This window comes from Methanosarcina sp. (genome assembly GCF_035390745.1).
GTDB lineage: Archaea > Halobacteriota > Methanosarcinia > Methanosarcinales > Methanosarcinaceae > Methanosarcina.
In genome coordinates this window covers 1-7,875 of sequence record NZ_DAOOUJ010000095.1, presented here as the reverse complement: position 1 = coordinate 7,875, position 7,875 = coordinate 1, and the positions used below count along the sequence as shown (strand labels likewise).

At 43.1% G+C, this 7,875-nt stretch carries 6 protein-coding genes and 3 tRNA genes; all 9 read right to left on the bottom strand.

What is annotated here, in order from left to right; genetic code table 11:
• Window positions 1-175: 175 nt before the first annotated feature.
• The 9 genes from PLL47_RS14060 to PLL47_RS14020 all read right to left on the bottom strand — a co-directional run bounded on the left by PLL47_RS14060 (window position 176) and on the right by PLL47_RS14020 (window position 7,695).
• Window positions 176-583: a pyridoxamine 5'-phosphate oxidase family protein gene (locus PLL47_RS14060; protein ID WP_324447073.1), complete on the bottom strand. Its 408-nt coding sequence runs from the start codon at window positions 581-583 to the stop codon at window positions 176-178.
• Window positions 584-1,441: 858 nt separating this feature from the next.
• Complete coding sequence (gene pdxT / locus PLL47_RS14055; protein WP_324447072.1) at window positions 1,442-2,041, bottom strand: pyridoxal 5'-phosphate synthase glutaminase subunit PdxT; 600 nt, start codon at window positions 2,039-2,041, stop codon at window positions 1,442-1,444.
• A 239-nt stretch (window positions 2,042-2,280) separates the two neighbouring features.
• A complete protein-coding gene (gene pdxS / locus PLL47_RS14050; protein WP_324447071.1) occupies window positions 2,281-3,177 on the bottom strand; it encodes a pyridoxal 5'-phosphate synthase lyase subunit PdxS in 897 nt (298 codons plus the stop codon).
• A 124-nt stretch (window positions 3,178-3,301) separates the two neighbouring features.
• On the bottom strand, window positions 3,302-4,597 hold the full coding sequence (locus tag PLL47_RS14045) for an O-acetylhomoserine aminocarboxypropyltransferase/cysteine synthase family protein (protein WP_324447070.1): 1,296 nt from the start codon (window positions 4,595-4,597) through the stop codon (window positions 3,302-3,304).
• A 58-nt stretch (window positions 4,598-4,655) separates the two neighbouring features.
• Window positions 4,656-6,020, bottom strand: a complete 1,365-nt coding sequence (gene pscS, locus PLL47_RS14040) for an O-phospho-L-seryl-tRNA:Cys-tRNA synthase (RefSeq protein ID WP_324447069.1) — start codon at window positions 6,018-6,020, stop codon at window positions 4,656-4,658.
• A gap of 361 nt (window positions 6,021-6,381) precedes the next feature.
• Window positions 6,382-6,453: transfer RNA gene (locus tag PLL47_RS14035), tRNA-Cys, on the bottom strand.
• 157 nt (window positions 6,454-6,610) lie between these two features.
• A tRNA-Cys gene (locus PLL47_RS14030) sits at window positions 6,611-6,682 on the bottom strand.
• Between the two features lie 313 nt (window positions 6,683-6,995).
• Window positions 6,996-7,454, bottom strand: a complete 459-nt coding sequence (locus tag PLL47_RS14025) for a hypothetical protein (RefSeq protein WP_324447068.1) — start codon at window positions 7,452-7,454, stop codon at window positions 6,996-6,998.
• A gap of 170 nt (window positions 7,455-7,624) precedes the next feature.
• Window positions 7,625-7,695: transfer RNA gene (locus PLL47_RS14020), tRNA-OTHER, on the bottom strand.
• Between the last annotated feature and the right edge of the window lie 180 nt (window positions 7,696-7,875).

Sequence of the window (7,875 nt, the reverse complement as noted above, 5' to 3'; positions counted from 1 at the left end):
CTTATCCGAAAATTAGCAGAAACTTATCCGAAAATTAGCAGAAACTTATCCGAAAATTAGCAGAAACTTATCCGAAACTTACTGCCAAAAAAGAGAGTTTGCGAGAGAAGATTTTGAGGGTATTTTCTCCTCCCGGGCAGATAAAAACAGATGATGTAGTCAGCTCAAATGGACTTCAAAGAATCTGCTTCCCGGCTCCTGCTCCGGATTTGCATTCGTAAACTTCCGTTATCTTCATAACGACAAGGGCTTTTGCAGGGAACCTGTCTCCCATTTTCTTGACAGTCTTGTACATATTCTCGTAGTCTTCCCCGTCAGTTTTGATCTCAAAATCCCCTTTTATCTGGTAGCAGCCCTTGATTTCAGGACCCCAGACATAGATTGCACCCCTCGGGTTTTCTTCAAGGTTCTGGCGGGTTTTATGGAAGAAATTATCCGCAATCCAGATTGTCTCTCTGTCTTCCTGGAGCTTACAGAAGCCTATTGGTACAACATTTGGTTCTCCATTCCTGGAGGCGGTTGCAAAGGGAAAAATCTTCATCTTTGCAAAGTCTTCTACCATTTCGCTGCTCAATTTAACCATTAACTTCACCCCTTTATTAGATCTGTTATTTTTAGAATAAATCCTCATACGCAACCCTATCACTTATTTGTAAGTTCGGGCGCTGTTGGTGTTTTGAATTATAAACAATTAAAGAGCGGCAAATATATAAAAAATTGGTTATCGGGAATTTGAGCAAAACAAAACACGGTTCTAAAATCAGTAAAAATTAAAGCCAATTACGCATCTGGAAAGAAAAATCCATCTTAAAAGGTCTTAAGTCACTGAACATACTTCCTCCCAGCTTGTTTCCTTAAATCTTATGCTCATACAAGCATTAAATTTTAAGAAATATCAGTGACTTAAGACTTTTTATAATGGTAGTACTTGCTTTGTGGGTTTACTGTACTGGTTTTTTTACAATTTTGGGTATGGTTGTGGTAGAGTTAAGTGGTGTTACTTCCTAACTCAAACTATAATGTATAATTATTATATATTAAATTGTTTATATAAAAATTTTTATGATATTGAATGTTATATTTGAGTAAAAAGTTTCAAAGTAAAGAAAAAAACTTTACATACATATTAAGGTTAATAACACAGTTTTTATTAAACAGTATAGAAGTGTTGCGAATTTGCTTCAAATTTAAAGTCAATTTTTTGGATATGGCATATGAAACTAATCTACTAATCTCGGATTCTTGACTCGAAAACATTTTGAAAAATGAATTTTTCCGAAAAATTGGTACACTGCCCTTTACCTTTGCCGAATGAAGAAAAGATACAGAATATGGTCAAGAAAAGCATAGAACGAGAATTCAATGAACATAAAGAGACTGATACAGAAAAGAATATGAGGTCAGTTACCGGAAAAAACCCATGAACTGACCCCTCAAACTCTTAGCATTTCAAAACCTTATCCAGGAAATACTGGTGAATTCTCAAATCATCGGTTAATTCAGGATGGAACGCAAGAGCCAGCACATTTCCCTGCTCTGCAGCAATAATCATGCCTTCAAGCGTGGAAAGCACCTTCACACCCGGCCCGCAGCTCACAATTCCCGGAGCCCGGATAAAAACGCCTGTAAACGGAGAATCAAGGATAGACAGTTCAAGTTCTGCCTCAAAAGAATCCCTCTGCCTTCCAAAGGCGTTTCTGTTGACCCTGGTATCCATAATTCCAAGAAGCTCCTGCCCTGTCTTTTCTACCTGCCGGTCTCCTTCCTTTGCAAGCACTATCAATCCAGCACAGGTTCCGAGGATAGGAACTCCCCTTGAAGCAGCTTCCCTAATTTCTTCCGAAATCCCCTCGCGGGCAAGCAGCCTGCAAAGCGTTGTACTCTCCCCGCCAGGAATCACAATTCCGCTGCACTCTGGAACAATGCCTTTATGCTTAATCTCAACTACCTCAGCCTCAACCCCTCTCTCTGCAAGGGCTCTCCTTAAAGCATCAACATGCTCAGAAACCGCTCCCTGAATAGCGATTACACCTATTTTCATTAAAAACACCATTTTCCAAAATTGATCCTGTTTATTGAACCAAAAAATACAAAAAATTAAACTGGTTTTATCCTTACAAACCTGCAAGAATAAATCTGTTTTTAAAAAATTGAATTTTAGCCTCTTAAAAGAAGCTAATTACCATTACCCGTTAATTAGTCCTCTTGAGCGAAGCGAAAAGTACACCGCCCTCCCGAGGCGGAACTCGGGAAGCGCAAATCGGGAAGCGCAAATCGGGATTACCAGCCGCGTTCCTGAAGGGCTTCCTGTGCAGGGATCATGTCTGCGCTGATGCCTTTCATTCCTGCGCCCACACCTTTTGAGATTTCTGCGAGCTTTGCAGGGTTGTCGTAATTGTTGACGGCTTCAACAATTGCTTTTGCCATCTTTTCCGGGTTTTCGGCTTTGAAAATTCCTGAACCAACAAAGACCCCATCTGCACCAAGGCGCATCATGAGAGCTGCATCGGCAGGAGTTGCAACTCCACCGGCTGCAAAGTTCACTACTGGCAGGCGCTGCATTTTTGCGGTTTCGACCACAAGTTCGATAGGAGCTTCTATCTCCCTTGCGACCATTATGAGTTCTTCTTTTGTCTTGCCTGCAAGGGCGCGGATTTCGCCCTGAATCTGCTTCATGTGCTTTACTGCCTGGCTGACGTCACCGGTTCCGGCTTCTCCTTTTGTCCGGATCATGGCTGCGCCTTCATTGATCCTGCGGAGGGCTTCTCCAAGGTTTCTTGCTCCGCACACAAAAGGCACGGTAAACTGTGTTTTGTCTATGTGATAGAAGGGATCGGCAGGAGTAAGGACTTCGGATTCGTCTACCATGTCAACGCCGAGTGCCTCAAGAATTTCAGCTTCAACAAAGTGCCCGATCCTTGCTTTTGCCATAACAGGGATAGTAACCGTATCAATAATCTGCTGCACGATTTCGGGATCTGCCATGCGGGCAACTCCGCCTGCCTTTCTGATATCTGCAGGGACAGCCTGAAGGGCCATAACAGCAACTGCTCCGGCTTCTTCTGCGATCCTGGCCTGTTCGGGAGTCGTAACGTCCATAATCACACCCCCCTTCTGCATACGTGCAAAGCCCCGCTTAATAAGTTCGGTCCCGTGTCTCAATTTTTCAAAGTCCATGAATGTCATCCTCGTTGTTTGAAAAAAATATAAAGAATTCGAGATGAGCAATGGCTCATCAAAAAATAAAAAAAGTTATTGTTTTGACGTGTTTTTTACGTTACATTGTCCGGAATCTTTGCGGTTACACTTTCTCAAGAGCCTGCTCGAGGTCTGCGATTATATCCTCTACATCCTCAATGCCTATGGAAAGGCGGATATAATCCGGAGTGACTCCTGTTGCTGCCTGTTCCTCAGGGGTTAGCTGCTGGTGAGTGGTGGTTGCCGGATGGATAACAAGGCTCTTGGAATCGCCAATATTAGCAACATGTGAAAACAGCTTTAAAGAGTTAATAAACTGTTTCCCTGCTTCTGCACCGCCTTTCACGCCAAAACCCATCAGTGCGCCGTAACCGCCTTTGAGATACCTGGTTGCAAGCTCATGGCTTGGATGGTCTGGCAAGCCGGGATAATTGACCCATGAAACTTTCGGATGTTTTGAAAGGTATTTTGCCACCTTAAGGGCGTTTTCGGAGTGTCTCTCTATCCTAAGATGCAGGGTTTCAAGCCCCTGAAGCAACAGGAAAGAGTTGAAAGGTGAAATTGCAGCACCTGTGTCCCTGAGCATCTGCAACCTTGCTTTGAAAACAAATGCCACATTTCCAAGCCCCGAGAAGTTTGAAAAAGTATCCCAGTATTTCAGGCCGTGGTAACTGGGATCAGGATCGGTTAGTTCCGGGAATTTGCCGTTGTTCCATGCGAATTTTCCGGAATCGACTATCGAGCCGCCGATTGAATTCCCATGTCCGCCTATGAATTTGGTTGCAGAATGAACAACTATATCTGCCCCGTAGTCAATGGGACGAACAAGACCTACAGCACTTGTATTATCCACAACAAGCGGAATTCCAGCTTCATGTGCAATCTCTGCAATCGCTTTAAAATCCGGGACGTCAAGTTTTGGGTTGCCTACCGACTCGATATAAATAGCTCGGGTTTTATCCGTGATAGCCTGGCGATATGCTTCCAAGTCAGTTGAATCTACGAATGTTACTTTTCTTCCCAGTTTGGGGAAAGTATAATTAAAAAGTTCATAGGTTCCACCGTAGAGGTTATTGCCGGACACGAATTCATCCCCTACCCGTGTGATCGCTAACAAAGCATAGGTTATTGCTGCCGAACCGGATGCAACCCCAAGGGCTCCTGTCCCTCCTTCAATCGCAGCTATGCGCTGTTCGAACACATCAGTGGTAGGGTTCATTATACGGGTATAGATATTGCCAAGCTCTTTGAGACCGAAAAGACTGGCTGCGTGGTCTGTATCTCGGAAAACATACGATGTTGTCTGATATATCGGTACCGTACGTGATCCTGTAGTCGGATCCGGGACCTGTCCAGCATGAAGGGCAAGTGTTCCCAGTTTATAATTATTTGTGGTCATTAGAATAATCCCCATTTTAACCTGAATTTATTAATCTGAAGTTTCTTTTTGTCTGAAATTACTTTTTTACCTGAAGCTCGTATTTATTAGCAATATCCTGGAATGTATCCACCACATAGCGAACCTTCTCCCAGGAAAGCCCGTATGTGTTCAGCTTCCAGACGCGTGTAGCTCCTGCAAATTCTCCGACAATGCCTTTGTCTGAGAGTTCGTCTGAAAGGAAGAAGCCTCTGCGCTTATGGTTCTGCGCTATTACATCGAAGTTGCCAGTGGTATCAACTTTTGACAGGGTGTGTTTTCTCGGGTACTCTGAAACAACTTTGCTGCCTTCGATAGCAAGTAAACCATCAATCAGATAGTTCGATTTTTTCAGCTCGTCTTCCCAGTTCTTTACTCTCTCCCTGACCGTGGGAAAAGAAGCCATCATACCCAGCAGTGTCGATCCCATCAGTGTGCAGCCAAGCATCTCTACTTCTTTTACGCCAAACTTGCGCTTTGTGAGGTCTCCTGTCATCTGAGTTGTGCGGAATACCTTCGGAGCCCACTCCTCGGTTGTTGCCAGTACCCCGGATGGTGCAGGGGATGCCATGCTTTTATGGCCTGAGCCCACGACAAAATCCGCACCTATATCCTTTCCATCTACCGGTCTGACACCTACGGTATATGCGCCGTTATACAGGAGAGGAATATCATATTGATGTGCAACTTTTGCAATGCCTTTAACGTCATGTTCATTGGCATACTGATAGTCAAAGTGGTCAATCATCACCAGTACGGGCAGTTTGCCTGTTTCCTGTTTGACGGCTTCAATCTTCTCAGCAGTAGCATCTGCAGTTACAATCTTTTTCTCGTTTAAGGGTACTTCCCTTACAATTCCGCCTGCTTCTTCAACAGCCAGGAACTCGGTATAGTGAGCTAGGGCCGAAACCAGGACGGAATCCCCTTTATTTACCAGGGTGGATGCCACTGCCTGAAAACCGCGCCTTGCACCCGGCACTACGCGAGCTACATCCATATTAACAAAACTGGCAAGCTGTTCATGAAAAGGGGCAACAGGCGGGCTGGTAATTTTGTCCAGTCTGAAGGGCTTGCGGCATGCGTCACAGGTTGAGTAGCCGTCCCCGTATGCTATGAGAGCTTTACGTGCTTCCGGTGTAAGCCTTCCAGCCGCCTGAATCGGCTGTATATTGATGTATGTTTCTTCTCTTGACCGGATATCAATATTGTCAGCTATTTTTCTTACTTCCGGGATTCCGGTACTGTTTTCTATGTCATCCAGAATTTTTCTGACTCTGTTCACTCCTTCTTTAATGGAGCGTTCTTCTTCCGGAGTTGTGATATTTGGAAGGGTTTGTCTGAGGGTCTCCCGAATATCCTCAAGGGCAAAAAGTGCCTCAAATGTTTTTTGTGTTCTTATATCCATGAGATTACCTCTAAGCTGAAACCCGGAATCGAACCGGGATGTAATGGATTTGCAGTCCACCGCGTAGCCTTTCCGCCATCTCAGCATTCAGAGAGTTAAAGATGCTGTTTTTTGTACCCGCATCCCGCGGAGATTCAGTTGTGGGTTTGCTTCCGGTTTTTCCCGATACAACCATTTTTAGCTGATAATTCATTCTAAGCGAGTTGGATTCCAGAATACTTCCTTATAGGCTGTATTGAGAAGACCGGGTGTTTTTCGTGAACCTCTACAGAAAGCGGGTTATATGTAATGTTGTCTGTTCGTCTACGACTTGCGTTTTTATACATCTAAAAGTTTTCTTGGTGTGTAAAGAAAACTTTTAAGCCAGAGCCCGGAATCGAACCGGGATGAAATGGATCTGCAGTCCATTGCGTAGCCTTTCCGCCACCCTGGCACTAGTAATTCACAATCGTGAACTGGCAACAGATCATACTCATTTTTGATATTTAAATCTATTTTTTGAGGCAAATGTACTGTTTTAAGACAAATAAGCCCGAAATTTTTTTACTTGTCTCTAAAGTTTTTCCGCCTCCACAGATGCTAAACTTTTAAGCCAGAGCCCGGAATCGAACCGGGATGAAATGGATCTGCAGTCCATTGCGTAGCCTTTCCGCCACCCTGGCACCATTAATTCACAATCGTGAACCGACAAGATCTTATTACACAGTATTAATATTTAAATTTATGTTTTAAGGCAAAAAGAGATTCAAATATTTCTGCTGTTTGACATTTAGAATGTTCAAAAATACATATACTGTAAATATATTCTTAGCATGAGTTTTCATTGGAGCAGGACTCTACTGTCACCATGATATACAGCCATTGAGAGATATCCACCTTTAAAAAGAGACACTTTTTTTCTAGAAATTGCCTGCGAGAGTTTAATACTTTACATAAAAAAAGAAAAGGAGGTTAGAGCTTTACAAATGAGCTCAATCAACAACAATAGGATGATTTTGAGTCTTCAGTTAGATACGGAACCAGAGGATAGGTTGATGTGCGACCACTGAAGTCCCCATATGACCGTGTATCATTAGAATCCATTGTTAGCTGTCCGTACATATTGATTCCTGTTCCTGAAATGCGATACATATTGAATATCTGCCATATCCGGGATTTTTCTTTTTCAAAGAAACCACCTGTTACGTTCTTGAGTTGAACAAATTCCCGTTCAATCGGTTCCAGAGGGTGAGTTCTAACTTCAGTAAACGTGTACTCCACAGCAAGAAGTATATGTCCAATTATACGCAAAGTGAAATACAGTTCTATTAGATTAAGAGCCTCCCATATTATTTCGACAATAAGCCCGTCATCAAGGGCTTCCCAGAACGCTTCAACGTGTTCATCCAGATCGAAGATATAGTCCTTTGATCCGTCAACGATCTCTCCTTTCATGCTTTAACCTTTTTGAATTCATATTTTCGCCTTCTTTAAATTCTCATTTTCACCTGTTCTTTTGTCTGTTCTGCTAAACTCCTGTTTTTTCCAATGTTTAAGAGGACTTCCGGATGCAGAAACAAAAAACTCAAAGCTTTTTCTGTCTCTGAATACATGGAATTCCTCCAAGCCAGGACCCGGAATCGAACCGAGATAAATGGGTATGCTGTCCACCGCGTAGCCTTTCCGCCACCCTGGCACCCGCCTATTCACAATTGTTAACTGACAACAGATCATACTCACCTTTAATATTTTAATATAATTCTTAAGGCAAAAAGTACCTGAAAATTATCTGTACCCGTAGATTAAGGATAGAAATTGCCTGTTTACAAAAAATAGTTGAGCATTTTCTGCCACTTCAACATGAATTCAGAGTCGG